Here is a 24,516-nt window from a genome sequence, read left to right as displayed (position 1 = left end):
ATGGCGTCAGCGCCTGCCCGAGCGGCGCTGCTCGCGCCGCTTGCGTTGCAACTGGCCCACGATCTGGCCCAGTTGCTCGGGCGTAGGCGCCACGGGCGGGTCCTGGAAGTGGGCGGCGACGAAGGCGTCCCGGAAGACCGAGTGGATGTCGTCGCCGTTGCGTCCGCGCAGCGCCGACGCGATCAGTTCGTCCACGCCGCCGCCGACGTCGATGCCGAACTTCGCCGCGTGCAGGTTGATCATCTTCAGCCGGGCCTCGTCGTTGGGCAGGTCGATGGCGATGCTCTCGAAGCGGCTCGGCCGCAGCAGGGCCTCGTCGATCAGGTTGAGCCGGTTGGTGGTGCCGATCACCAGGGTCGGCACCTCCGGCCGGAAGCCGTCCATCTCGGTGAGGATCTGCGCGACCACGGCGTTGCCGGCCCGGGTGCCGCCGTCGGAGTGCTCCGAGCGGCGCGAGGCGATGGAGTCGAACTCGTCGAAGACCACGACCGAGGGGGCGTTGCGGCGGGCCTCGGCGAAGATCTCCCGGACGTTGCGCTCGCTCTCGCCGACGTAGGTGCCCATGACCTCCGGGCCGGAGACGACGAGGATGGTGGCGTTCATCCGGTTGGCGATCGCCTTCGCGAACAGGGTCTTTCCGGTGCCCGGCGGGCCGTGGAAGATGAAGCCGCGCGGGATCAGTTTGGTGCGCAGATGGTCGTACTGCGGGGGCAGCCGGTGGTGGCCCATCACGATGTCGATGGCCCGCTGGATGTGCGCCTTGACCTCGTCGTAGCCGGCGATGTCGTCGAAACCGACGTCCGGCACCTCGAAGTTGCTCGACATCTGGGCCTTGAACGCCCGGATCGTGGAGTACAGGTCGCGGGCGACCGGCGCCGGGTGGTCCTTGTGGACGCTGATGGCGTAGCGCATGGCCTGGCGCAGCAGGACCGGGTTCATGCCGGCGACGTGCTTGTAGAACTCGACGGGGTCGTAGCGGTCGAACCGCTCGGCCTCGCCGGCCGACACCAGGGCCCGGCCCAGCGGCTGTTCCTCCTGGTCGTCGCGGAACCGTACGGTGCGCGGGACACCGGTGATCGTGACGCGGGTGCTGAACCGCTCGGCGAGCACCTCGGGCACCGACAGCGAGGGCGCGGCGAAGGCGAGCATCACCCGCTCGGGCGCCCCGTGCAGCAGCTCGGTCACCTCCCGCGCCTCCGGGGAGAGCTGTCCGTCGGACCCGCCGGCCAGCAGGTCGAGGTGCTGGACGACGAGCACGGTGTCGTCGTTGAGGCCGCGCACCAGTTCGCGCAGCCGGGCGAGCAGGCGCTGACGGGGGTTCTGCTGCATCGGGATGAGCGGATCGCCGGGCGGCGGCTGCTCCTGCGGGGCGTCGTCCTCGTTCTCGGGGGGCTCCTCCAGCACCTCGGCCCGCAGTCCGGCGCGGGAGGCCATCTCCCGCCACAGGTGCGGCACCACCGGCTTCTCGGCCACGACCAGCACGGACAGCCGGGCCCGCAGCAGCGAGGCGACCTGGGCGATGTCCCGGCCGTAGGCGAGGACGGTCGCCTGGTCCTCGTGGAGTTCCTCGGGCTGCGGGTGCCGGTACACCGGCTCCTCCGGCGCGGCCCGTTCGCGGGGCGGCGCGTCGGCGGGCTCCGCGCCGCCCCGCTTGGTCAGGTCGGGCGGCGGGGGCGCCGGGGACGCGTACGCCGGCGGGTAGAGCGGGGTGCCGTGCGGCAGGTCGGCCTGGAGCAGCAGCTCGGGTGAGACGGTCTCCCAGCTCAGCACGTCCCAGCCCGGCGGGAGCGGGAGGAGCAGCAGATACGGCCCCGAGGCCAGGGCGTGGCCGACGGTGATGTGCGGTGGCTGCCGGCGCAGCGCCGCCAGGGACGCCTGGTCCGGGGCGACGACGGAGATGCGGCGCACGGACGTGGTCATGCGGGACTCCCCCCACTCGCTTCCAGCTGTTCCACCTGCCGGTACAGGCGTACGCCCGCGAGATAGTCGGTGCCGATACCGGAGCGGGCCCGCAAGCGCCGGCGGTGCGAGCGCTCCAGCCGGGCGAGCGCGGCCCACCAGTACGCGACCGGGCGGGCCGTCGCCAGGTCGGGTGGCACGGTCAGGCCGACCCGGGCGCGGCGGATCAGCGACAGATGTGCCTCGGTGTGGCGCAGCAGGGCCGCCTCGTACACGTCGATCACCAGCTCCCGCTCGCTCATCCGCAGCTGGTCGAGGAGTCGGCCGCGCCACAGGGCCTGCGCCGGGGAGGCCGGGGCCTCGCAGTAGACGGTGGTGATCAGGCGGCGGCCCTGCGGGTGGGTCAACAGCACGTCCTCCAGGAGGAGTTCGGCGGCCGCCTCGCCGACCGTGTCGGGCCGGTCGAGCAGGGCCGTGAGCGGTGAGGCGGCCCGCAGCCGGCCGGCCAGCACCGGGTCGCCGATGTGCGGCAGCGCGGGCGCGACCACCGCGTGGTAGGCGAGCACGTCCCACAGCGAGCGGGCGGTCGGTACGGCCCGTACCGTCTCGGCCGCCGGGTGGGGCTGCGCCCGGCCGCCGACCGCGGCGGCCAGCAGCAGGGCGCCGGCCCCGACCGGGCGCCGCTCACCGGAGACGAGGGCGTCCAGGCGCAGCCGGGCCGCGGACCGCGCGGCCAGCCGGACGACGGCCGTGACGACGTCCGGCGGCGGCACGGCCAGGTGCTGGGGATCCGTCAGTTCGCCCTCGGGCGGCGCCGGTCGGGTGTCCGCGCCGCCGTCAGCGGCCGTCGACCACAACAGCACGCGTACGGCGGTATCGACCGCGGTCATCTTTCACCCACTGTTCGCATTCGCGTACCGAGTCGCCGGACCGTGCGTAGAAGCGCAGCAACCGGTCGTCACCGGAGAGATTGATCAGTCCGGCCACCTGCCAGGGCTGCCGGAAGGTGCCGAGGTGCAGATCGACGTCGATGCTGGACAGACCGGAGTCGTTCCCCGAGAACAGATGGGTGTGGTACCAGCCCATCAGCTGCCGGTCCTGTCCGGAGGCGGTGATGCGCTGGTTGACCTCGCGGAAGGAGTCCCCGGTGAAGGTGAAGTGCAGTGCTCCGGCGCCCGAGTGCTCGGCCGGGGTGACTTCGTTGATCTCCACCAGGTAGCGGTCGGCCGCGCTCTCGCCGTTGTCGCTCGCCCGTTCCGCGCGGTCGGCGGGGTCCGGGCCGAGGACGCGCCGGACCGTGCCGAGCAGGAAGCCGCCCTCCTCCAGCCGGTGGGAGAGTTTCATCTCGTGCAGATGGCTCCGGATGTCGCCGGAGAGCAGGACCGTGACCTGGCCGAGTCCGGTCGTGTCGATGCCGAGGTCCGCGGGGTCCACCCCGGGCACCGGCGGCTCGGCCACCTTGCGCACGGTGAAACTGCGCCTGCTCTCGCGGAGGTTGAGGTCCATGGTGCCCTCGACCTCGGGGGTCGAGCGTCCGAGTGCCAGGCCGCTGAGGGAGGGATGGTCGATGCAGAAGCCCCACACCTGTTCGTCGGCGTCGAGTTGCTGCACCACGTGCTGCAGGACCGGGCCGAGCAGCTCCCGCACCGGGTACTCGCGGTCGATGAGGGTCTCCCCGCCCTGGGAGACGATCACCCCGAGCCGGCCGATCTGGCTGCGCAGGTTGTGGATCGTGCGCGGGCCGTCCACGAGCCGGGGATCGGGCCTGCGCACGTACCGCAGATGCATGATCAGCGGCTCCTCCTGGTCACCACCGGGCAGGTCCCGGCGCAGCGCCTCGACCATCAGCGAGGAGAGCGTCATCTTGCCCACCAGGTCGAAGGAGGTGCCCTTGTAGAGCAGCACGGTGGCCGTGCCGGCGCGGTTCTCCTCACTCATCCGGGGTCGCCTCCACGCGCTCGACCGACAGGAACCGGGACCGGTCGGCCCGCTCGGTCAGGCCCGCGCGGGCCAGCCAGGTGGTGCCGCCGATCTCCTTGATGCGCTCCTGGCCCTCCCAGGAGAACGCCCAGGCGGCGGCGCCCGCGTCGAGGTATCCGCCGCGTTCGATGATGTCCTGCACGAGGCTGTCGAAGTCCATGGCCATCTTGTAGTCGTGGGGCAGGATCTCGTAGTTGCGGTAGCGGGCCATGTCGATGAGCATCTGGCACAGCGAGTACATGCTGAGGTCCGGTGTGTAGTCCGTCATCAGCGGGCCGAGGCACACCGCGCCCTTGCGGTCCTCGTCGCGGGCGATGTTCGGGTGGAACACGTCGGAGCGCCAGAGCACCCGCGGCGCCTGGATGGGGAACTCGGACGGCATCCAGATCACCAGCTCGTGCTGGTCGATGCTGCGCGGTTCGAGCGGCCAGGCCTCCAGGTCGTCCGGCGGGGCGAAGCCGGGCACGTGCAGCTGGGCCGTGTACTCCAGCGGGAGTCTGTCGTCGTCCATGGCGAGAAGCGTGAACTCCTCGTGCTCCTCGGCGAAGTCCACGATGTCGTCGCGGGCCCGGGTCAGTGCCTCCAGCCGTAGCCAGCTGTCCACGCCGGCCGTGGACTCGGCCGACATCTGCAGCCGGCCGCCGTCGCGCACGCCCTGGTTGTACAGCGGCTGCTCCGGATCCAGGCGGCGGGCCTCGCCGCTCTCGTCGCGGTAGTCGACGACCGCGCGCAGCAGATGCCCGTTGGCGTCCTGGGCCACCTCCGGCCGGTACTGCGCCCAGACGGCCGGGACCAGTTCGCCGGGCAGGGTCGTGTTGGGCACGTACGGGATCTCGAACTGCTGGCCGTCGGGGCCCATGACCTCCAGGCGGGTGTACAGGGTCGGACGGAAGTCGTACTCGCCGTAGAGGACTTCGACGCCCGGTGCGATGCGCGCGGCCCGCTCGCGCAGCACCTCCACCCGGTCCGGGGGCATCTCGGCGACCCGGTAGGCGGCCTGCCGGTGGCCGGCGTACAGCTGCACGGCGTCGGCGTCGACCAGCTCGCGCACCAGCCGGAGCAGCTCCGGGTACTCCTCGCTGCCGACGAACTCCACCGTCCGGTACAGGGTGTCGGCGTTGCCGTCGGCGCCGGCCTGCTCCCGGCCCTCCTCGCCGAGGAAGTCCCGGATCTTGTGCAGCTCCTGGTTGCCGGGCCAGCGCCGCAGCATCGTCTCCAGCAACTGCCGTACGCCGCCGCGCTGCACGGCGCCCAGTTCGAGGGCGCGCACCACCTGCCGCCAGTAGGCGACGATGTCCTGGGCCGCGTCCCAGCGGGGCCGGGTCTGCGGCGGGAAGTCCATGTCCTCCAGCAGTTCCTCGGCCTGGTTCTGGGTGCGGTACAGCTCGGCGAGCGCGTCGACCAGCACGCGTTTGATCTCAGGGGGCAGCTTGCCCGCTTCGTAGGTCATCGGGGCGTTCCTTTCCCGTCCGCCTCGGCCAGTTCCAGGTAGCGGATTGCGCGGGTGCGCCCGGTCGCGAGGACCGGCAGGATCTCGCGCGGTGCCACGCCGAGATCGGCGAGCCGGGTGCGCGGGGGCGCGTCCGCGAGCCGGGTGGACTCGCGCGTGGGCGCTGAACCGGGCAAGGGCGCCCAGGTCATCACGGTCTCCTCGGGGGCGAGACGGTCGGTCAGGTCGGCCGGGGTGGACAGCGCCGTGTCCGGGACGGCGGCCACCAGCTCGGCGGGGATACGGGTGTGCAGCGGACAGTCGGGGGCGCGGCGCGCGGTGACCGGGGTCGCCGTGCCGCCGGCGGCGTCCACGCGGATCACACCGGGGCGGACGGCGGCACCGCACAGCAGGCGTACCGCGGTGACGGCCAGCCAGGAGCCGATCAGCGCGGAGACGGGCGCCGAGGCGCCGGCCTCCGCCACGACGGCGTCGGCGCAGGCCCACGGGTCGTCCTGGGCGGCGCGGTCGCGGGCGGTCAGGCCGCAGCCGAAACAGGGCCCGTCCGGTTCGTACAGCCGTACCTCGCCGCCCCAGGCGCCGGTGCCGCCGTCCAGCAGCGCCGCGCCCACCAGGTGGCAGCGGCCGGCGAGCTGGAGCCGGGCGGCCAGGCTGTCCAGGCAGCTGACGACCAGCGAGGCCTCCCGCAGTTCCGCCAGTCCCACCCCGCTGACCAGGGAGGCGATCCGCGCCTCGGCCCGGGTCACCGGGGACAGTTCGGCGAGCCGGCGGGCCGCGACGGACGCCTTGGGCCGGCCGATGTCGTCGGCGCGGAACAGGGGGGCGCGGCTCAGGTTCGACTCCGCGACGTCGTCGGGGTCGCACAGCACCAGCCGGCCGACACCGGCGAGGGCGAGGGCCTGCGCGCACTGGCCGCCGAGCGCGCCGACCCCGCAGATCACGACGGTCGCCTCGGCGAGGCGCCGCTGGTCCCAGCCGGCGATGAGCGTGTGCCGGTCGAAGCGTCCCATGTCAGCTCCGCCTCAGCGTGCGGAAGTTCATCGGGCACTGCTGGACGGTGAGTTCGCTGCGCCACTGCTCGAAGCAGCCGACTCCGCGCGCCGGGTCCTGGTGGACGGCCTTGCGGCAGCCGGGCGCCTCGGGCGAGCAGGGGCAGACGACCACCGTCTCGAAGAGCCGGAAGGTGTGTGTGCACACGAAGCAGGCGTTGCGCAGCGTCGGCTGTCCGAGCACCGGGTCGCCGGGCATCAGCCGTACGGTGTGCAGGGTGTCGGGCCGGGGGTCGGCGGTGTCGACGCCGCGGAAGAAGGCGGCCTGGGCCCCCGGGTCGGGCGGGCCGGCGGGCGGGGCCTCGCCGCTGCAGGGCAGATTGCGCAGGTGATGGGTGACGTCGGTCAGTCTGCCGTCCTCCGTGTGGCGCAGATACACGGTGTCGTCCAGTCGAAAGGTGTGGCCGCACACCCGGCAGGGGCCGCGGCGCTGGGAGCCGGGCCGCCGCCAGGTGCCGAGCCAGCGCGAGTCCAGGGTGGTGGAGGCCGGTCCGTCGGCGCCGGCCACCTGCGGGTTGTCGCCGCGCTGCAGGCCGCGGTCGAAGGCGCTGGCGACACCGGCCGGGGCGGAGGTCGTGGTGGGCGGGTCGGGGGTCGTCATGCTGCTCGGCTCCCTCGGGAGACCTGGTGCACCGCGTCCGGGCCGTGGCCGCGCAGGCCGAGGGCCGCGCGGCCGGCCGCGCACGCGCGGTCGACGTCGGTGGAGTGGGCCAGGGAGCCGTAGAAGCCCTCGGCGAACGCGAGCGCGGCGTCGTCGTCGAGTTCGCCGCGGGTGCCGACGACCGTGTCGGCGCAGTCGAGCAGACCCTGCGCGTACGCGGCCGACCAGCAGGAGTTGAGGACGACGCAGACGAGCGGCGCGCACAGCGCGAGGGCGCCGGCCAGTGCCTGGATCGGGACCGGCTGCGAGATGCCCGTCTCGTCCTCGAAGAGCAGTTGCCCGTCGTCGGTGCCGTGCCCGGCGAAGTGCACGATGTGCGGTCGTACGGCCTGGAGCCGGGGCAGGACGTCGGCCACGCGGGCCGCCGGCTGGGCCTGCACCGTGAGTCGGCCGGCGGAGCGGTCCGCGGCCTCCCGGACGAGGCGCTGCTCGGCGCCGAGGCGCAGCCTGGCCTCGTCCAGCGGGGCGGGCAGCAGGCACAGCACCCGCAGCGCGGTCGGCGCGCCCCGGCCGGTCAGCGCCGCGAGGCCCTGGTGTCCGGGATACAGGGCGGCCGCCGCGTCGACGAGGTCGCCCAGCGCGACGCCCGCGAACCGGCCCTGCTCCACGGTCCGGCAGACGGTGCGCCACCAGGAGGCGGCGGGCAGCGGCGGGGCGAACGGCGGCAGCACGGCGGGGCTGATTCCGAGGTCCTCGAGAAATGCGTGACCGCTCACCACATCCGGAAATAATTCGCCCAGTGTTTCGAATGCGCCTGCATCGCGCAGTTGTTTCCATGTCGGACTGGCCATCTGTCGTCCCCCGAGCCAACCACCGTTGCGTCATAGGCCGTTGGTGAGAAGGGTACGCGCAGTGACGCGTCGCGGGTGTAGTTTCGGATTCCGCAGCACACTTATCGGGGGCGGGTTTGATCGAGCGTCTGGAAATGATCACCTGTGGTGGCCGCGATGCCGGGAAATCGATCTTCGAGGTCGATTTCGATCACCAGTCGGAAAGCGCCCGGGACGGATTCCGGGAGCGCCACGGTCTGCTGGTGCACGGCGGCGGTGAGCACGTCGTGCAGCGCATCGCCCACACCGACGCGGCACGCCGGGAGCTGGAGCGGAGCATCAGAACGGCCGATGTGCTGGTGCGCCGGCTCGGCGTCATCGGCTACCCGCCCGAGCTGAGCCGCGTCGTCGGCTACCGCCCCGACGGCCGGGCGCCCTTCCTGGTGGCCACGCGGCGCGGCCGTCCCCTGTCCACCGCGGCCGACCGACTGCCGCTGCCGCCGGGCGAGTTGTGGACCGTCGCGGACGGCGTCCTCGCGGTGCTGCGCCACCTCGGCGACTTACGGCTCGTGCACCGCGACATCCGGCCCGAGAACCTGTGGTGGGACGGGAACGCCGTCCAGCTGGCCGACTTCGGCCACGCCGTGGACGAGGGCGAACCGCGCGGCGGACCGGCCGGTGCCGATCCGTGGCGGTCCCCGGAACAGGCCATGGGCCAGGGCCGGGCCGACTGCCGGGACGACGTGTACGCCGCGGGCGCCGTCCTCTTCCATCTCGCCACCGGCGAGGAGGCCACCTCGGCCGCCGAGATGCGCGACCGGGTGCGCTGGCTCGACAGCAGTCTGCGCACCCTGCTGGACGGGGTCTTCACCGACGAGGCCCGCCACCGCGTCACCGGGTACACCCTCCAGCTGCGCCGCGACACCCAGGCCGGCCGCAGCGCCACACCGGGCCCGGGCCCGCACCGCGCGCCCCGCGTCGCCGAGCTGGAACAGCAGGCCCGCCACCACTTCCGCGAGCTGCGGGCCCGGCAGCGCGCCTTCACCGAACAGCTGTCGCGGACGCCGTACGACGCGACGACCCGCCACCCCGCCCCGCACTCGGCACGGCCCCCCGCGCGCAGCCGGCGGCAGACCGTGATCGGGTCCGTCGTCCTCGCCGTCACGCTCCTCGGCCTGCTGATCGTCGTCCTGGCGCTGGTCTGAGAGGAGGAGGGACATGACAGCACAGGTGAGGTGCCCCATCTGCCTCGACATGGTCGACTGGGAGAGGGCCGAGACCGTCACCCTCAACGCCGACGGCCGACCCGAACAACTCGTCCGGCGCGACGGCGAGGACGAGGTCCGCTGGAACCACCGCCGGCTCGACGCCTACCGGTTGTGCGCCGGCGGCGGTGAGCCGCACGTCCTGCCCGGCCGCTACGGCGACTTCGGCGAGCCCCTGGTCATCGGCGTGGTCGGCGAGTCCGCCGCCGGCAAGAGTCATCTGCTCGCCGCCATGCTCGGCATGCTCTCCGACGTCGACCGGATGGCCCGCCTCGGCCTGGTCGTCGGCGGGCTCGACCTGAAACTGCACCAGCGCTATCTGAGGGACGTCGTGCGTCCCTTCCTGGACCAGGGCCAGGGCCTGGCCGGCACCCCGGCCCAGCCACCGGAGTTCACCGACGCCCTGTGGATCCACAACAGCAACACCGGACGCAGTTTCGCCGTCGCCTTCTTCGACGTCTCCGGCGAGTGGCTCGCCGACCACGACGCCGAGGTGCCGTTCCTCGGCGCGGTCAGCGCGCTGGTCTTCGTCGTCGACCCGACTCGTATCCGCGGGCTGACCACGGCCACGGGCGGCGTCACCGGCGACCCGTCCTTCGGTGTCGTACTGGACAAGATCGGGCGGCTGCGCGGCGTCGACGGCTCCCAGTTCCTGCCGCTGCCGGCCGCCGTCGTGATCGGCAAGTGCGATCTGCTGCGCCACCACGAGCCCGTCGTCGACCGCTGGTTCCAGAACGCCGCCCCCGACGAGGAGCTGCAGTTGGCCACCGTGGAGGAGGAGAGCGAGGACGCCTACGCCTTCCTCAGCTCGCGCGGCGCCCGCGGCTGGCTCGCCCCGTTCGTGCGCTGCGCCCGCTCCACACTGCACTTCGCCACCGCGACCGGCCACAAGGCGGTCGAGGCGGACGGCGTCCAGCGCTCCCCGCACGGGAGTTTCGTGCCGCGCCGGACCCTCAAACCCATGCTCGCCCTCTTCGCCATGTGCGGGGTCCTCGGCCCCACCGACCTCGGCCAGGGAGCTGTCCGATGACGACGGTCGACCAGATCCTCTTCGGCTGGGCCGAACGGGACCACGAAGGCAACGCCGGGGTCCGCCCCGTCGCCCACTCCGGGGTGCGCACCATCGACCGCTGGGCCAAGCGGCTCCAGTACGTCTGGGCCACCCAGGACGGCCAGGGCGAGCAGCCGGAGGAGACGGCCAGCCTGGTCCACCTGGTCTTCGAGGACGAGGCAGCCGTCCTGCGCAAGCTGCCCTCCCGCAATCCGCACGGCCGGGGCGGCGCCACCCTGACCCACGTCCTGGTCGGCGACCCGCCGGCGATCGACGCCCGGCTCGCCCTGGGACTGCACGACTGGCCGGGCTGGCGGGACCGCGAACCGGACGGCACCGGAGCCGGCCTCGCGCCGCTCGACCTCGAAGCCCTCCGGGAGGCGGCGCGGGCCGGACTCGCGGCGCTGCGCGAGCGGGTCACCGAGGTCCCGGACGAGCAGCTCACCACGCTCCTCGCCCAGGTGCTCGCCGAGCCCGCCGCGGAGTTCAGCGTGATCACCCGGCCGCACCTCGCGCTGCCCACGATGACGGCCCTGCTCGACATCGCCGGGCCCGTCTCCGGGCGGCCGTGGACCTTCGCGAGCCGGGAGTCCACCGACAAGGGCAGCCATCAGCCGCGGGTGGTCTTCCTCGCCGCCCGCCCACCCCAGTCGATGTACATCAACCAGCGTCGGCGCGTCGACGTGGGCGAGGCTCCCCCGGACACGGACACCGCCCGGTTCGCCGCGCAGCTGGTGGAGCTGTACCGAGAGGCCGGGCACGCGGCGCTGGAGCGGATCCGGCCGGCGCATCCGCTGCACACCGCGGACGACGTGGGCAGTTGGCGGCGTTCGGTGCCGATCGTGGACGGCCGGATCGCCGAGCCGCGGGTGCGGCTGGACGTCTTCCTCGACGACGACCTGCTGGACCGGGCCGTCGCGCGGGGCGTCCTGGTGTCCGAACGGGCCCGATTCGCCGGTGAGTTGAGGAAGCAGCCGGCCGAGTGGCTGATGGCCGCGCTGCGCCGCTGGCGCCGTCTGGAGCAGCGGGCGGTACGCCGTCACGAGTTGCGGGACCTGCTGGTGAGCGAGGCCGTGGAGGCCTGCCTGGCCGGGCGGACACCGGAGATGCTGCTGCAGGCCACCCACGAGGCGGAACCCCCGGCCTCCGTGGTGACCGACGTCTTCTTCCGGCGGCTGCCGCGCGAGGGCCTGGACCTGAGCCGCGCGGAGGACTGGTGGCTGCTGGGCGTGGCCCTGTACCTCGGAGTGCCGGCCGCCGCGCTGGACCGCGCCGGTCTGCTCGCCGCCAGCCCGGCGCACGAGGTGATGGACCTCGTCAAGGAGTACGCGGAGCGGTTCCCGGAGGCGATGCGCATGGTGCTGCACCGCCTCGCCGACGCCGGGGAGCGCCCGGACGCCGCACGGCTGTGGTACGACCGCGGTCTGCTGCTCGGCCCCGTCGATCGCATCGCCGCCGGCGACCGCGCGAAGGAGGTCGACTGCTTCCGCCAGCTGCTGATCGCCGCGTACGGCTCCGGACTGGGCCGGGCGGACGCCGAGGCCCTGGTCCGACGCGCGGGCGCCCACGCGCCGTTGGGGCTGTACGCCGCCGCGCTGGAGCTGGCCGCGGACGAGGCGGCCGAGCAGCCCATCCGCTACGAGCTGTCGGAGCAGTGCCTGCGCGCCGAGGGCTACGCGAGCCGTGCCACGGGGTCCGGGCCCGCTCCCCGCACGGGCGCTCCGGTGCCCGGCAGACCCACCGGACCCACCGCACGGCCGGGGTCCGCCGGGGCCGGTCCGGTCTCGGCCGCACCGGGCTCGTACCCTCCGTATCCGGCCGCCACGGGTGCGGGCTCGCACCCGGCGTCGGCCTCCGCCACCCGTACGCACGCCGAGTGGGCGCATCCGGACACCCCCGGCGGCGCGCAGTCGCATGCTTCCGCCACCAGCCCACGGGCGGCCCCCCACCAGGCCGGCGGCGGTGTCGTCCCGGACCCCGCGCGCTGGGACCCGCCCGGCCCGCCGCGGCAGCCGAGCTGGAGTACGGCCGACCCGCACGGCGGGGCCGCCCCGCAGGCGCCGTCGGACGACCGGCACCGCGGGTTCGGGGGGCTGGGCCAACTCGACGGCGTGAGCCTCTTCTTCGTGACGGCGCTCGTCCTCGTCCTGCTCTGCGCGGTCGGCTACGTCCTGCTGACCTCCGTGCCCTGACCTCCCCGCCCCTCCCGCACACACCCGCGCGCATCCCCTCCTCACGCAGCCCGCCGGACGACACGAATGACGCCGCATGACATCGACTGAAGAGGCAACACCGCCGAACCACGGGTCGGTTCCCGCGCAGCGCACCGGCTCCGACCCCGAACTCGACCGCATCGCCGGCCGGATCCGGGTCCTCGCCGACCGCGCCCGCGCCGACGGCTCCGACACCCGGGTCCTCGACCGCGTCGCCGCCGACCTGGAACGGGGCGGTGCCACCCTGGCCGGCACCGATCTGGTCACCGCCTACCCGCCCGACGTACTGCTCCCGGACGTGCCCGCGAAGGACCGCGGCACCCTGGAGGGCTGGCTGGGCGTCACCCGCGACGTCCTGGTGTTCGCGCCCATCGCGCTCACCTGGTGGCGGCTGCGCGGCGCGCTGGACGCCTACGACGCCACCCGCAGCGAGGACCCCTTCCTGCTCGGCTGGGCGCGTGGGTTCCCGAAGGGCAGCCCGCCCGAGCCGACCACCGTGACCTTGGGCACCTCGGCGCTCCATGTCACGCTGCTGATCCTGGTCGTCGTGGTGCTGACCCTGACGCTGCACGCCCTGCAGCGCAGCCGGGAGCGGCGGCTCTCCCGCGAGGAGGAGCGCGGGCTGCTGGCGACCGAGCTGGCCCTGGCCACGTTCCTGCTCTCCACGCCCGCCCGCCCGGCCGGCAAGCCGCTGGACACCCGGAGCGCGGACAAGCTCGCCTCGCAGCTCAACGCCGGTACGGAGACCCTGGTGACGGCGTTGCGCCGGACCTCCGAGGAGATCACGGCCGTACTGGAGACGGGACCCGGCAGCAGGATCGAGACCGCGCTGGACGGCTGGACGAAGACGGTCGACGAGCTGACCCGGCTGATCCGGACGCTCACCCCGCCCGGCCAACTGGCCCAGGACCTGATCCGGATCCGGGAGCAGACCGCCGAGGACGAGGCGAAGCTGCGCGCCGCCATCGAAACGCTCGTCGCGGAACTGCGAAGCACCCAGGAGGCGACCGGACAGGAGATCCACCGGCACGACCTCGCCGTCGCCACGGTCCGGGACCTCGCCCGCGGTCTCGGCGAGACCCTGCTGGTCTTCACCGAGCGGGCGGAGAACCTGGTCGACTCCACCCGGGGCATCTGGCAGCTCGTGGACCGCCTCGACAGCCGCCCCGGCCATCTTCCCGCCGGCGGGCTGGACAACGCCGACCCGCCGCCGTACCGGGGCCGGCCGTGAGCCGTCGGCCGCCCGGCCGGGCGGCCGATGGGCGCACCGTGCTGCTCGCCGGGTGGCTCTTCGCCGATCTGCTTCTGCTGCTGCTCGTGATCGCCCTCGGCTCGCTCCCGCGCGAGCAGCGCACGGGTGCGACGCCGTCGCCCAGCGCGCCGTCCAGCCCACCGCCGAGCACCCAGCCGGCGGAGCGCGGGCTGGTGCTCAAGCCGTGCAGCTTCACCGTGCGGACGGGCAGCGCCGCGTCCGTGCGGCAGCAGTTCGGGGCGCAGCTGCGCGGCGCCGGGGTGGCGGACCGCACCGCGGGGTTCGTGCTCTCCTTCGGTACGGCGCCCGATCCGGGGCCGGGCCAGGACGCCGCCGACAAGGTCAACTCGGTGATCACCGACGGCTTCTCCCGCTTCGAGCACGCCCCCAAGCGGGGCTACTGGAAGGGCGGACCGTCCGGCAAGGTCAGGATCGACGTCTTCTTCCTGGCCGCACCCGACGGAGACACCTCGTTCCCGAAGCGCTGCCACTCGTCGGACGACGGCTGAGTCAGGAGTGGCGGGCTGACGGGGCTCAGTCGCGTACGGACAGGCGGGCCGTCTCGCCGGGGCCCACCGGAACCACCCGGTCGCGCAGGCAGACGTCGATGAGTCCGCGGTCGGAGGACGGTACGGCGATCTCCAGCAGGCTGCTGCGCAGCCGGAGATGGACGCCCCAGTGGCCGTGGTAGCGGATGGAGAAGCCGTAGGAGGAGAGTTCGGGCAGCGGGACGGGGTCGAGGCACAGGGCGCCACCCCGGGTCTCCAGACCGGTCAGTCCGCGCTGGACGAGGTCGAGAGTGCCGGCCATGGCGCCGAGGTGGATGCCCTCGCCGGTGGTGCCGCCTTGCAGGTCGGCGATGTCGCCGCGCAGCGCCTCCTGGACGAAGGCCCAGGCGTCGGCCCGGCGGGCGCGCGCCAGGACCCAGCCGTGGACCAGGCCGCTGAGGGTGGAGCCGTGGCTGGTGCGCTGCAGATAGTGGTCGACGGTGGCGCTCCAGGTGCGGTCGTCGAGGCGGTAGCCCAGCCGGTGGAAGAGGGAGCGGAGTTCGGCCGCCGAGAAGAGGTAGCCGAGCATCAGGACGTCGGCCTGTTTGGAGGCCTTGTACCGGTTGACGGTGTCTCCCTCCGCCTCCAGGATGCGGTCCAGGCGCCGGATGTCCTCGTAGCGCACGCGGTAGCCGTGCCAGTCCAGCTCGGCGAGGTCGCCGTAGCCCTCGAACTGGCTGATCACCCCGTCGTGGAAGGGCACATGGAGGGTGCGCGAGACCTCCTCCCAGCGGGCGGGCTCGTCCTCCTCCAGGCCGGCGCTCTCGGTGAGTTCGCGGCGGCGCGGCTCGGGCAGGGCGCTCAGCAGCTCCAGGGTGCGGGCGAGCACCCAGGCCGCGGTGACGTTGGTGTACGCGTTGTCGTCCAGGCCCGGTGCCTCGGCGCCGGGGTAGGCGTCGTGGTACTCGTCGGGGCCGACCACGCCCCGGATGCGGTGGCGGCCGAGGCGGTGGTCGTAGCGGGCCGAGTCCGCCCAGAAGCGGGCGATGTGCAGCAGCATCTCGGCGCCCTCGCCGTGCAGGAAGTCGATGTCGCCGGTCGCCTCGCAGTACTGCCAGATGTTGTAGGCCACCGCCGAGCCGACGTGGTGCTGGAGCCGGGAGTGGTCCGGCAGCCAGCGGCCGGAGCGGGGGTTGAGGTGGAGTTGCGGGGTCTCCTCGCGGCCGTCGCTGCCGCTCTGCCACGGGTAGAGCGCGCCGCGCCGGCCGAGTTCGCGGGCCGCCTGGCAGGCGATGTCCAGCCGGCGGTGCCGGTAGTGCAGCAGGGCGCGGGAGACCTCGGGGAGGTGCAGGTTCAGGTAGGGCAGGACGAAGAGTTCGTCCCAGAAGACATGGCCGCGGTAGGCCTCGCCGTGCAGGCCCCGCGCAGGGACGCCGACGTCGAGGTCGGCCGTGTGCGGGGAGAGGGTCTGCAGCACATGGAACAGGTGCAGGCGCAGGATGCTGCCCGCCTCGCCGGGGACCTCCAGCACGGTGCGCCGCCACAGCTGCTCCCACGCCGTGGCGTGCGTCTCCCGCAGCGCGTCGAAGGCGGGGGCGGCGCCGACGTGGTCGACGGCCGCGTCCAGCGGGTCGCCGATGGCGGGGTCGTGCGAGGTGTACAGGGCAACGGTCTTGTCGACGGTGACGCGGTGATCGGAAGCGGGCCGCAGCCGCAGCCGCATGTGCTGGACGGCCCGTTCCGGTTCGTACACCGCCGTCACCGGAGCGTCGGCCGTCAGCCGGGCGGCGAGGCCGCATTCGATGCGCGAGGTACGGGTGTGGCAGCGCAGCCAGACCGTACCGGGTGCGGCGGTGCCGGTGCGCACCTGGGTGAGGTGCCGGCCGTCCAGGTCCCGGTAGCGGGCCACGCCGGCGTTGGTGACACGTCCGTCGAGCGCGGCCTCGACCTCCAGGTCGATCTCCTCGCCCTCGACGGTGAACTCCGTGCGCAGTGCGGCGAGATGCGGGTCGCCCATGTGGACGAGGCGCAGCTGGCGCACATGGAGGGTGCCGCCGCCGGGGAGGCCGTAGCCGGTACGGCGCTCCAGCAGGCCGTCGTCGAGGTGGACGGCCTGGTGGTGTTCGGTGACGGGGGCGCTGTCCGGGGTGAGCCAGGCCCCGCCCGCGGGCCGGAAGCGCAGCGGCAGCCAGTTGGGGAGGTTGACCATGTCCTCGTTCTCGACGCGGCGTCCGGCGACCTCGGAGGTGAGCCGGTCGTAGCAGCCGGCCGCGTAGGTGCCCGGGTAGTGGATGTCGTCCGCGGTGCACTCGGGCAGCGCCCCGCGGGTGGCGAAGTAGCCGTTGCCCAGGGTGCACATCGACTCCCGCAGGCGCTCCTCCTCGGGGCGGTAGCCGTCGTACTCCCAGGTCGGCCCCATGGTGTGATGGTGCAGCGCCGGCCCCCGACAGGCGACATCGTGGTGGGCCATGCGGGTGACACGGGCGCCGGCCCCGGGTCGGCGGTGTGCGGGGCTTCGCCGGCCGTGGCAGGGGTGGCCGCCCGGACGGCCACCCCGTGTGTCACGGGTAGCGGACCAGGTCGGCGACGTTGGTCGAGGAGTTCGACGGGCCTCCGGTGGTGTTGACGACGTGGCTGATGGTGCCGGTGCCGCCGAGGGAGACGGTGACCATGCTGGTGAAGTCGACGTTCGGGTTGTCCGGCGCCTCGATCGCGCGGTCGGCGGTGACGCTCGGGTCGGCGTTGAAGTAGCAGTAGCTGCCGAGGCCGTACGCCTGGTGGCTGGTGACCGAGTCGGCGACCTTGTAGGCGGCGTAGCCCTTGGTGGAGCCGTTCATCCAGGCGGACTGGTTCGGCGGGTCGTACGGCATCTCGTTCTGGAAGAAGTAGGTGCGGCCGCCGTTGCCGTTCCAGATCACCTGGTCCTTCTGGAAGTGTTCCACGAACAGGCCGTACATGGTCACGTCGTTCCCGTTCACGACGAGTCCGGTGTCGGCGGTGTTGCTGGTCCAGCCCACTCCGCTGCCGTGGTCGGCGCGCCAGATCCACATGTGGTCGCCGATGACGTCGTCGCTGTTGACGACGAGGCTGGTGGCCGCCTTGCCGACGCCCGCGCCGCCGATGCGGAAGTAGACGTCGTGCAGGGAGGTCGGGTCGGCCGCGTGGGAGGCGGTGGAGCCGGCCGGCCCGACCTCGAGCAGGGTCTTCGAGCTGGTGGTGCCGGCGTCGAAGAGCAGGCCCGCGATCTTGACGCCGTCGACGTCGGCGACGGTCATCGCGGTGATGCCGTTGTCCGGGACGAGGGTGGCGAGCCCGAGGCCGAGGACGACCGTGTCGGGGCGGGTCACCTTCAGGGTCTGGTCGAGGTGGTAGACGCCGGGCGTGACGAGCAGGTTCTGCCCGGCCGCGAGGGCCGCGTTGATCTGGGCGGCGGTGGCGCCGGGCTTGACGACGTAGAACTGGCTCAACGGCAGGGAGGTGCCGGACGGGCTGCCGCTCGCCCAGCTGGTGGCCGTGGAGTCGGTGCGCGTGGCCGGCACGAAGACCTGGTAGTTCCCGGAGCCGTCGACGTACAGGAACGGCTTCTCGCGGGTGACCGGGCTCTGGGCGACGGTGGTGTACGGCGGGTGGGGGAAGCTGGTGGACGGCACGCCCTGGCTGCCGACGAAGACCATGTTCCAGTTGGACCCGGTCCAGCCGCCGAGCTGCGAGTTGCGGGTCAGCCACTGTTGCTGCGACCCGGAGTCGACCTGGCCGTCGACCAGGCTGTCGGCGAGGTAGCCGCCGGAGGACCAGCCGCCGTCGTCCAGGGCGAGGTTGCCCCGCAGATGCATCCGCCGGTACGGCGCCGCCTGCGAGACCGCCCAGCGGTCGCCGCCGCCCGTGGGGTTGACGGAGAGGTTCTCGGCGCCGCGCCAGAAGTTCTGTGTGGCGTTGCCCTGGAACCAGTCGGCCTCGGCGTGCACGGCGCCGTTGATCGAGACCGCGTCGGGGGTCCGGCCGAGGCCGAGCACCTGGGTGTAGAAGCCGACGTTGACGTCCGCGCTGTAGGCGCCGGGCTTGAACAGCACGGCGTAGCGCTGGGAGCCGAACTGGTTGGTCTCCTGCTGCTTGAAGATCGAGTCCAGCTTGCCCTGGATGGCCGAGGACGACATGGAGGGGTCGAAGACGACGACGTTCGGGCCGAGGTCGGGGTCGCTCGTGGACTGGGTCACGGGGACCACCTGGAAGCGCTGGGCGGCGGTGCCGTTGCAGGCGTACTGCACCAACCGTGTGCTGTCGGCGAGCGACGCGCCCGGGTCGTCGAGGCACTTGCCGCTGTTCTTGTTGACGAAGTGGAAGGCGCCGCCGCCGTCGTCCACGGCCTGCCACTGCTGGTTGGCGCCGCCGCCGTAACTCCACAGCTGGAGGGGCGCGTTGTCGGCGGTGGAGACGTCGGTGACGTCCACGACCTGGTTGGTGTCGTTGCCGTTGTCGATGTGGACGTAGCCGTTGCCGGCGTCGGTGAAGCGCCACTGCTGGGCGGTGGTGCCGTTGCAGGCGTACTGCTGGACGACGGTTCCGTTCGCGGTGGCCGCGGCCTTGGCGTCCAGGCACTTGCCGCTCGCGGCGTCGATGACGGTCGCGAGGCCGCTGGGCAGCGCGGCGCCGCCGGCGGTTGCGGCGTGCGCGGGCGCGGCGCCGAGCAGGGGTGTCGAGGCGCCGGTGAGCAGCGCGGCGGCCGTGGCGGCGACCAGGGCGACCACGGCGGATCTGCGGCGGCGGGAGAGGGGAGGCACGGGGGTTCTCCTTCAGGGGCCGGGGGTCAGCCGGTGTAGCCGGCGAAGACGCGGGTGTAGTCCCAGTCGGACTGGTTCACGCCGGAGCAGCTGTCGGCGGGGCCGCCGGTGCACGGCCGGTCGCGGTTGGCGGACCAGAAGGTGAGCCGGGCGAGGTGGTGTTGCTGGGCGTAGGCGAGGATGGTGCGGAAGTCGTTCACCGTGACGGTCTCGTTGTTGTCGGTGATGCCGTTCATGGACGAGATGCCCATGTCCCGGTAGGCCTGGTCGTCGCTGTAGTGGTAGGCGTTCTTCAGCGCGTTCTTCAGGCCCTCGGCGGCCTGCGTGGTGAGGTTGCCCATGTTCTGTCCGGCACCGCCGAAGTCGAACGGCATGATGGCCCAGGCGTCCACGGTCAGCCCGGAGGAGGCGGCCCGGTCGATGAGGCCGGTGTCCGGGCCCGACTGCCCGGTGCCGATGGTGATGTACACCTTCAGGCCCGGGTTGTTCGCCTTCACGGTCTTCAGCGCGTCCACGGTCCGCTGCTGCACGGTGCCGTTGCTGTAGGCATCGGCCTCGATGTCGATGTCGATCGCCTTCAGGCCGTAGGCGTTGATCACCTTCTGGTAGGCGGTGGCGAGTTCGCCGGCGCTGGAGCAGGAACTCTCCAGCTTGTTGCCGCTGTAGCCGCCGAAGGACGGGATCACGTCACCGCCGTTCGCCCGGACGGTGGTGACGGTCTGCTGGTCGACCCCGCCGGTCAGCGGGCGGCGGCCGTCCCACTGCGGGTTGCAGTAGCCGTTGCTGAGCACGAACGCGAGGGTGAACCACTTCACGCCCGTGGCCTGGGTGATGGTGGTGGGGTTCGGCGGGCTGCCCCAGCCGTTGTAGAGGTAGGGCGCGACGGCCATCGGCGCGGAGGGGGTGGTGCCGCCGTCGCTCGCGGGCGCCGTCCACTTCTGGTTGGCTCCGCCGCTGCAGCTCCAGATCTGGATCCGGGTGCCGTTGGCGGAGTTGTCGTCGGTGACGTCCAGGCACTTGTTCGCCTGCGGGTTGACGATGTCGTGGGCGGCGGTGACGGTCCACTTCTGGTTGGCGCCGCCGGTACAGGACCACAGTTGCGCCTTGGCTCCGTCGGCGGTCGAATTGCCCGTCACGTCGAGGCACTTGCCGAGGGCCCGGATGGTGCCGTCGGAACCGACCGTCCACTGCTGGGCGCCGGTGCCGTTGCAGTCGTAGAGCTGTACGGGCGTGCCGTCGGCGGAGTCGGCCCCGGCGACGTCGAGGCACTTGCCGGCGAGTCCGGTGACGGTCCCGGTGGCGGCCTGGGCGGGGGAAGCGGTGAGCAGTCCGGCCGAGAGCGCCAGGACGCCGAGGGAGACTGCCGCGGGGAGAGGTCTGGCCATGAGCGGGCGGCCTTTCACGTGGGGGGCGGCCCGACACCGGTGGGCAGAGCGGGTGTCGGGGTGTCCGCAGGCTTTGTTTAAGGCGTGAAGCTAAAGGTCCGGACCAGTGGAGTCAAGGGGTGCGGCTGCTCCTGCCGGGGAGGGCGCCGGGACCGGTCAGGCCGACGGCGCCTCCGCCGCCGCTTGCGCCGTCTGCGCGGTCCGCTGCGCGAACTGGGTCCGGTACAGCTCCGCGTACCGCCCCTCGGCCGCCAGCAGTTCCTCGTGCGTGCCGCGCTCCGCGATCCGGCCGGCCTCGACGACCAGGATCTGGTCGGCGGCCCGGACCGTGGAGAGCCGGTGGGCGATCACCACGGCGGTACGGCCCTCGAGGGCCTCGGTGAGGGCCTCCTGGACGGCCGCCTCGGAGGTGTTGTCCAGGTGCGCGGTGGCTTCGTCCAGGATGACCACGCGCTGCCGGGCCAGCAGCAGCCGGGCGATGGTCATGCGCTGGCGTTCGCCGCCGGAGAGCCGGTAGCCGCGCTCGCCGACGACCGTGTCCAGGCCGTCGGGCAGGGAGCGTACGACCTCGGTGAGCCGGGCCCGGCCGAGCGCGTCCCAGAGGTCCTCGTCCGTGGCGCCGGGCCGGGCGAGGAGGAGGTTGGCGCGGACGGTGTCGTGGAAGAGGTGGCCGTCCTGGGTGACCATGCCGAGGGTGCCGCGCAGCGAGGCGGCGCCCAGGTCGCGGACGTCGGTCCCGCCGATGCGGACGGCGCCCGTGTCGACGTCGTACAGGCGCGGCAGCAACTGGGCGATGGTGGACTTGCCGGCGCCGGAGGACCCCACGAGGGCCACGGTCTCGCCGGGTTCGGCGCGGAAGGAGATGCCGTGCAGGACCTCGGAGCCGCCGCGGGTGTCGAGGGCGGCGACCTCCTCCAGCGAGGCGAGGGAGACCTGGTCGGCGGCCGGGTAGGAGAAGCGGACGTCGTCGAACTCGACGGCGACCGGGCCCTCGGGGACCTCGCGGGCGTCCGGCTTCTCCTCGATGAGCGGCTTGAGGTCCAGCACCTCGAAGACCCGCTCGAAGCTGACGAGGGCGCTCATCACCTCGACCCGGGCCCCGGCGAGCGCGGTGAGCGGGGCGTACATCCGCGTCAGCAGCAGGGAGAGCGAGACGACCGAGCCCGCCTGCAGGGTGTGGTGCAGTGCGAACCAGCCGCCGAGGCCGTAGACGAGGGCCAGTGCGAGGGCCGAGACCAGGGTGAGAGAGGTGATGAACACCGACTGGGCGGTCGCCGTGCGCACCCCGATGTCCCGGACGCGGGCGGCGCGTGCGGCGAACTCCGCGGACTCCTCCTCGGGCCGGCCGAACAGCTTGACCAGGGTGGCGCCGGGGGCGGAGAAGCGCTCGGTCATCCGGGTGCCCATGGCCGCGTTCAGCGCCGCCGCCTCCCGCTGCATACGGGCCATCCGGGAGCCCATGCGGCGCGCGGGCAGCACGAACACCGGCAGCAGGAGCAGCGCGAGCAGGGTGATCTGCCAGGACAGCGTGAACATCACCGCGAGGGTCAGCAGCAGGGTGACCAGGTTGCTCACCACGCCGGACAGCGTGTTGGCGAAGGCCCGCTGGGCACCGATCACATCGTTGTTGAGACGGCTGACCAGCGCTCCCGTACGAGTCCGTGTGAAGAACGCGACGGGCATGCGCTGCACATGATCGAACACAGCCGTTCTGAGGTCGAGGATGAGTCCCTCCCCGAGCGTCGCCGACAGCCGGCGGCCGAGGATGCCGAGCCCCGCCTCCGCGAGGGCGACGAGCGCGATGAGCAGGGAGAGTCGCACCACCCTGCCGGAGTCGTGCCCCGCCACGATCGCGTCGACGACGCGTCCGGCGAGCACGGGGGTGGCGACGGCGAGCAGCGCGGTCACCACCCCGAACAGTACGAACCGGACGATGCCCGCGCGGTGCGGGCGGGCGAAGGCGGCGATGCGGCGCACTGTGGCGCGGGCGAACGGGCGGCGTTCGGCCTGGGCGTTCATGACGCTGTGCAGCTGCGTCCAAGCGGTGGTCTCCATGCTCATGGGAGAGAACGTAGAACCTCAAGCTTCGTTGAGGTCAATGTCCGTCTGTTTTCACCCGCTCCGATCTCGCCGGAACCGGCGCCTCCCGATCCGAAGGCCCTGATGACCACAGCCTGTAAGCCGCCGTCCCCGCATCCGCCATCCGCCGTTGGGGTGGCGCGGAAAACCTCTGCGAATGTGACTGCCGTCCCGCCCTCCCCATGGCCCCGGGGACTCCCCCGCCGCGTCCCGGTCCGCCAGGTGCTGTGCCTGGTGCCGCTCGCGCTCGTCGCCGTGGTCGCCGTACGCAACCGCGCCCTGCTCGCCGAGGGCTTCGGGCAGTTGCGCACCGCCTCCTGGCCGTGGCTGCTCGCGGCGGCCGGCGCCACCTGTCTGACCTGGGTGGCCGCCGCGGTCACCCGCCAGGGCGCGGTGATCCAGCCGTTGCCGAAGGCGCGGCTGCTGGCCACCCAGTTCGCGGCGGCCTCGGCCAACCATCTGCTGCCCACCGGGCTCGGCGCGGGCGCGGTGAACCTGCGCTTCATGACCGTGTGCGGGGTCCCGCTCGCCCGCTCCTCGGCCGCGCTCGCCCTGTATCTGCTGGCCGAGTCGGTGGGCCGGCTCGGCCTGCTGGCCGTGCTGCTGCTCGCCTTCCCGGACGCGCTGCGGCTCGGCCCCCTGCTGCCGGCCGGCTCGTCGCTCCCGCTGCTGCTGGGCGCGGCCGGGCTGCTGGCGGTGGCGGTGGCCGTCGTGGTGCTGGTACGGCCGCTGCGCAGGCGAGTGTCCGCGTTCGTGCGGGACGCGCTCGGCGAGGCGCGCTCGGTGCACACCCGGCCGTCCCGCGCACTGGCCCTGTGGGGCGGCTCGCTGGCCTTCCCCGCGCTGCAGGCGGCCGGTCTCGCCGCGGTCGGCCAGGCGCTGCGACTGCCGGTCCCGGTCACGCACATGGCGCTCGCCTACCTCGCGGCCACCGTCGCGGTGGCCCTGGTGCCCACACCGGGCGGCCTGGGTTCGGTCGAGGCGGCGCTGATCGTGGCCCTGGTCGCGGTGGGCGGCCCGGCCGCCGTCGCCACGGCCGTGGTGCTGGCCTACCGCATCATCACGGTGTGGGTGCCGCTGGTGCCGGGCGCGCTGACGCTGGGCGCCCTGGTGCGCTTCAAGGTCATCTGACCCCGCGACCGCCGCCGACGCGCGAAGGGGCCGACGCCGTCGGCGCTCTCCGGCCGGATCGTCCTGCGCGGGTCCCCGGCCCGCCTCGCGGCTGAGAAGCTACTGGCAGGTCACTCACGCGCCCGGGTGTGCCCTCCCGGACACCGGGGTCCCAGAAGGAGGTTGCCGCATGCCCGTCCGGATCGAACGGCAGGAGCACGTCACCACGGTCGTGCTCGCCCGGCCGGAGGCCCGCAACGCGGTGGACGGGCCGACCGCCGCCGAACTCGCAGACGCCTTCCGGGCGTTCGAGGCCGACGACGACGCCCGGGTCGCGGTGCTGTGGGGCGAGGGCGGCACGTTCTGCGCCGGGGCGGACCTGAAGGCGATCGGCGGCGAGCGCGGCAACCGGGTGGCGCAGGACGGCGACGGGCCGATGGGGCCGACGCGGATGCGGCTGTCGAAGCCGGTGATCGCCGCCGTGGCCGGGCACGCGGTCGCGGGCGGCCTCGAACTCGCCCTGTGGTGCGATCTGCGCGTCGCGGAGGAGGACGCCGTGTTCGGGGTGTTCTGCCGCCGCTGGGGCGTGCCGCTCATCGACGGGGGCACGGTGCGCCTGCCCCGGCTGATCGGCACCGGCCGGGCGATGGACATGATCCTCACCGGCCGGCCGGTCCCGGCCCGCGAGGCGTACGAGATGGGGCTCGCCAACCGCGTGGTGCCGACGGGGCGGGCCCGCGCCGAGGCCGAGGCGCTGGCGGCGGCCGTCGCCCGCTTCCCGCAGGCCTGTCTGCGCAGCGACCGCGCATCGGTCCTCGACCAGGAGGGGCAGGACGAGGAGACGGCGCTGCGCGGCGAACTCCGGTACGGAGCGGGGGTGCTGGCGCAGAGCGCGCGGGGCGCCGCGCGGTTCGCCTCGGGTGCCGGGCGGCACGGGTCGTTCACCGACCTGTGAACCGCCCGCCCGCCACCGCCCTCGCCCGCCACCGCCCTCGCAGGCCAGGTGGCTCTGAGCGGGCGAAAGAGCCGTCTACTCAGGGCAGTTGAGTACGAGGGCTCAGGCGGGCGACCCCTCGGGCTCGTAGC

The 24,516-nt window shown here is 73.2% G+C and carries 18 protein-coding genes; 7 read left to right on the top strand and 11 right to left on the bottom strand.

The genetic code is table 11. The features are described 5' to 3' along the window. Positions 1–6 precede the first annotated feature (6 nt). Genes AQI95_RS49890 through AQI95_RS25280 form a run of 7 tightly spaced genes read right to left on the bottom strand, consistent with a single transcriptional unit; the run spans position 7 to position 7,830 of the window. Positions 7–1,920, bottom strand: coding sequence for an ATP-binding protein (locus AQI95_RS49890; protein WP_067128135.1), 1,914 nt, complete (start codon positions 1,918–1,920; stop codon positions 7–9). After that, complete coding sequence (locus AQI95_RS46610) at positions 1,917–2,789, bottom strand: hypothetical protein (protein WP_067128131.1); 873 nt, start codon at positions 2,787–2,789, stop codon at positions 1,917–1,919. The genes AQI95_RS49890 and AQI95_RS46610 overlap by 4 nt, the downstream gene beginning before the upstream one ends. Next, positions 2,737–3,837 carry a JAB N-terminal domain-containing protein gene (locus AQI95_RS25300; protein WP_067128128.1) on the bottom strand — a complete coding sequence of 367 codons (1,101 nt, stop codon included), beginning with the start codon at positions 3,835–3,837 and terminating at the stop codon, positions 2,737–2,739. Before AQI95_RS25300 ends, AQI95_RS46610 begins: the two co-directional genes overlap by 53 nt. Continuing rightward, positions 3,830–5,329, bottom strand: coding sequence for an effector-associated domain EAD1-containing protein (locus tag AQI95_RS25295; protein WP_067128125.1), 1,500 nt, complete (start codon positions 5,327–5,329; stop codon positions 3,830–3,832). Before AQI95_RS25295 ends, AQI95_RS25300 begins: the two co-directional genes overlap by 8 nt. Then, positions 5,326–6,339: a HesA/MoeB/ThiF family protein gene (locus tag AQI95_RS25290; RefSeq protein WP_067128122.1), complete on the bottom strand. Its 1,014-nt coding sequence runs from the start codon at positions 6,337–6,339 to the stop codon at positions 5,326–5,328. The genes AQI95_RS25295 and AQI95_RS25290 overlap by 4 nt, the downstream gene beginning before the upstream one ends. Position 6,340: 1 nt before the next feature. After that, positions 6,341–6,979, bottom strand: coding sequence for a hypothetical protein (locus AQI95_RS25285; protein ID WP_067128119.1), 639 nt, complete (start codon positions 6,977–6,979; stop codon positions 6,341–6,343). Then, a complete protein-coding gene (locus tag AQI95_RS25280) occupies positions 6,976–7,830 on the bottom strand; it encodes a CHAT domain-containing protein (protein ID WP_079071456.1) in 855 nt (284 codons plus the stop codon). Before AQI95_RS25280 ends, AQI95_RS25285 begins: the two co-directional genes overlap by 4 nt. Before the next feature lie 134 nt (positions 7,831–7,964). Here AQI95_RS25280 and AQI95_RS25275 point away from each other — a divergent pair, with 134 nt between their 5' ends. The 5 genes from AQI95_RS25275 to AQI95_RS25255 all read left to right on the top strand — a co-directional run bounded on the left by AQI95_RS25275 (position 7,965) and on the right by AQI95_RS25255 (position 14,099). Next, positions 7,965–9,014, top strand: a complete 1,050-nt coding sequence (locus AQI95_RS25275) for a protein kinase domain-containing protein (protein ID WP_067128114.1) — start codon at positions 7,965–7,967, stop codon at positions 9,012–9,014. Between the two features lie 13 nt (positions 9,015–9,027). Beyond that, the gene (locus tag AQI95_RS25270) at positions 9,028–10,104 is read left to right on the top strand and encodes a hypothetical protein (protein WP_067128110.1); all 1,077 of its coding nucleotides are present in this window, start codon (positions 9,028–9,030) and stop codon (positions 10,102–10,104) included. Next, on the top strand, positions 10,101–12,317 hold the full coding sequence (locus AQI95_RS25265) for a hypothetical protein (protein WP_067128107.1): 2,217 nt from the start codon (positions 10,101–10,103) through the stop codon (positions 12,315–12,317). The genes AQI95_RS25270 and AQI95_RS25265 overlap by 4 nt, the downstream gene beginning before the upstream one ends. Positions 12,318–12,393: 76 nt before the next feature. After that, complete coding sequence (locus AQI95_RS25260) at positions 12,394–13,569, top strand: hypothetical protein (RefSeq protein WP_067128104.1); 1,176 nt, start codon at positions 12,394–12,396, stop codon at positions 13,567–13,569. After that, positions 13,566–14,099, top strand: coding sequence for a hypothetical protein (locus AQI95_RS25255; protein WP_159056579.1), 534 nt, complete (start codon positions 13,566–13,568; stop codon positions 14,097–14,099). The genes AQI95_RS25260 and AQI95_RS25255 overlap by 4 nt, the downstream gene beginning before the upstream one ends. 25 nt (positions 14,100–14,124) lie before the next feature. Here the strand turns inward: AQI95_RS25255 and AQI95_RS25250 are convergent, their stop codons facing one another. The 4 genes from AQI95_RS25250 to AQI95_RS25235 form a co-directional block, all read right to left on the bottom strand. Beyond that, positions 14,125–16,497, bottom strand: coding sequence for a glycoside hydrolase family 65 protein (locus AQI95_RS25250; RefSeq protein WP_067128592.1), 2,373 nt, complete (start codon positions 16,495–16,497; stop codon positions 14,125–14,127). 142 nt (positions 16,498–16,639) lie between these two features. Then, positions 16,640–18,856, bottom strand: a complete 2,217-nt coding sequence (locus AQI95_RS25245) for an RICIN domain-containing protein (protein ID WP_208614255.1) — start codon at positions 18,854–18,856, stop codon at positions 16,640–16,642. 26 nt (positions 18,857–18,882) lie between these two features. After that, complete coding sequence (locus tag AQI95_RS25240) at positions 18,883–20,241, bottom strand: lectin (protein WP_067128098.1); 1,359 nt, start codon at positions 20,239–20,241, stop codon at positions 18,883–18,885. Positions 20,242–20,397: 156 nt separating this feature from the next. Next, entirely contained in the window at positions 20,398–22,296 is a 1,899-nt protein-coding gene (locus AQI95_RS25235; protein WP_067128583.1) for an ABC transporter ATP-binding protein, read from the bottom strand. 183 nt (positions 22,297–22,479) lie between these two features. Here AQI95_RS25235 and AQI95_RS25230 point away from each other — a divergent pair, with 183 nt between their 5' ends. Further along, entirely contained in the window at positions 22,480–23,451 is a 972-nt protein-coding gene (locus AQI95_RS25230) for a lysylphosphatidylglycerol synthase transmembrane domain-containing protein (protein WP_067128095.1), read from the top strand. A gap of 169 nt (positions 23,452–23,620) precedes the next feature. Further along, positions 23,621–24,385, top strand: coding sequence for a crotonase/enoyl-CoA hydratase family protein (locus AQI95_RS25225; RefSeq protein ID WP_067128092.1), 765 nt, complete (start codon positions 23,621–23,623; stop codon positions 24,383–24,385). Positions 24,386–24,516: the final 131 nt, after the last annotated feature.

It is taken from the genome of Streptomyces yokosukanensis (genome assembly GCF_001514035.1).
In the GTDB taxonomy this organism is placed as follows: domain Bacteria; phylum Actinomycetota; class Actinomycetes; order Streptomycetales; family Streptomycetaceae; genus Streptomyces; species Streptomyces yokosukanensis.
This window is presented reverse-complemented; position numbering and strand designations above follow the sequence as displayed.

Coding starts and splice junctions, on each gene's coding strand:
- AQI95_RS49890 (WP_067128135.1), bottom strand. CDS start 1,920: ATGACCACGTCCGTGCGCCGCATCTCCGTCGTCGCCCCGGACCAGGCG.
- AQI95_RS46610 (WP_067128131.1), bottom strand. CDS start 2,789: ATGACCGCGGTCGATACCGCCGTACGCGTGCTGTTGTGGTCGACGGCC.
- AQI95_RS25300 (WP_067128128.1), bottom strand. CDS start 3,837: ATGAGTGAGGAGAACCGCGCCGGCACGGCCACCGTGCTGCTCTACAAG.
- AQI95_RS25295 (WP_067128125.1), bottom strand. CDS start 5,329: ATGACCTACGAAGCGGGCAAGCTGCCCCCTGAGATCAAACGCGTGCTG.
- AQI95_RS25290 (WP_067128122.1), bottom strand. CDS start 6,339: ATGGGACGCTTCGACCGGCACACGCTCATCGCCGGCTGGGACCAGCGG.
- AQI95_RS25285 (WP_067128119.1), bottom strand. CDS start 6,979: ATGACGACCCCCGACCCGCCCACCACGACCTCCGCCCCGGCCGGTGTC.
- AQI95_RS25280 (WP_079071456.1), bottom strand. CDS start 7,830: ATGGCCAGTCCGACATGGAAACAACTGCGCGATGCAGGCGCATTCGAA.
- AQI95_RS25275 (WP_067128114.1), top strand. CDS start 7,965: ATGATCACCTGTGGTGGCCGCGATGCCGGGAAATCGATCTTCGAGGTC.
- AQI95_RS25270 (WP_067128110.1), top strand. CDS start 9,028: ATGACAGCACAGGTGAGGTGCCCCATCTGCCTCGACATGGTCGACTGG.
- AQI95_RS25265 (WP_067128107.1), top strand. CDS start 10,101: ATGACGACGGTCGACCAGATCCTCTTCGGCTGGGCCGAACGGGACCAC.
- AQI95_RS25260 (WP_067128104.1), top strand. CDS start 12,394: ATGACATCGACTGAAGAGGCAACACCGCCGAACCACGGGTCGGTTCCC.
- AQI95_RS25250 (WP_067128592.1), bottom strand. CDS start 16,497: ATGGGGCCGACCTGGGAGTACGACGGCTACCGCCCCGAGGAGGAGCGC.
- AQI95_RS25240 (WP_067128098.1), bottom strand. CDS start 20,241: ATGGCCAGACCTCTCCCCGCGGCAGTCTCCCTCGGCGTCCTGGCGCTC.
- AQI95_RS25235 (WP_067128583.1), bottom strand. CDS start 22,296: ATGGAGACCACCGCTTGGACGCAGCTGCACAGCGTCATGAACGCCCAG.
- AQI95_RS25225 (WP_067128092.1), top strand. CDS start 23,621: ATGCCCGTCCGGATCGAACGGCAGGAGCACGTCACCACGGTCGTGCTC.